We start from the raw sequence: 743 nt of genomic DNA, 5'->3' as shown, positions 1-743 counted from the left end.
GTAGAGCGCGCCCGTGCCCGGCGTGGCGACGACGACCAGCGTGGTCAGCAGGAACGCGATGCTCATCGGGCAGCTCTCCCTCGTCCGTCCGCGGTCCCGCGCCACGCTAGTGCGACCGCGGCTGCGCGCACCAGACGTTGCGCCGCGGCTGCGTGCACTAGCCCAGCTGCAGCGCGCCGGTCTCGAGGTCCAGCAGCCGCCGCTTGCGGGCCGCGCCGCCGGCGTACCCGATGAGCAGCCCGTTGCTCCCGATCACCCGGTGGCACGGGACGATGACCGCGATCGGGTTGCGGCCGTTGGCGGCGCCGACCGCGCGGGACGCCGTGGGGCGGCCGATGGCGCGCGCGACCTCGACGTAGCTCGCAGTCTCCCCGTAGGGGATGTCGCGCAACGCCGTCCACACCTGGTTCTGGAACGGAGTGCCGCCGGGTGAGAGCGGGACGTCGAAGTCGCGCCGGGTGCCGGCGAAGTACTCCGTCAGCTGCTGCCGCGCGAGGGCGAGGACGGGATGGTCGTCGTCACGCGTCTCGGGGTCGAGCTCGACGTGGTCGAACGGTGCGAACCACACGCGGCTTAGGCCGGCTCCGTCGGTCGTCAGCAGCAGCTTGTCGATCGGGCTGTCGAGCACGGTCCATGCGACCGTGGTCTCACGAATCGTCATTCGGAGAACGTCCCTTCGCTGTTCCAGAGATGCATCACGGCATAGGAGCGCCACGGGCGCCAGGCGTGGGCGCGCACGGCCA

General features: G+C 71.6%; 1 protein-coding gene. It reads right to left on the bottom strand.

Annotated elements, in window-relative coordinates:
* Positions 1-157 precede the first annotated feature (157 nt).
* Entirely contained in the window at positions 158-661 is a 504-nt protein-coding gene (locus G9H71_RS24815; RefSeq protein ID WP_166285040.1) for a methylated-DNA--[protein]-cysteine S-methyltransferase, read from the bottom strand.
* Between the last annotated feature and the right edge of the window lie 82 nt (positions 662-743).

The sequence above is a fragment of the Motilibacter deserti genome (genome assembly GCF_011250635.1).
Taxonomy (GTDB): Bacteria; Actinomycetota; Actinomycetes; order Motilibacterales; family Motilibacteraceae; genus Motilibacter_A; species Motilibacter_A deserti.
Note: the sequence above shows the minus strand (reverse complement) of the source record. Positions and strands in the feature narration are given on the sequence as shown.

Coding starts and splice junctions, on each gene's coding strand:
- G9H71_RS24815 (WP_166285040.1), bottom strand. CDS start 661: ATGACGATTCGTGAGACCACGGTCGCATGGACCGTGCTCGACAGCCCG.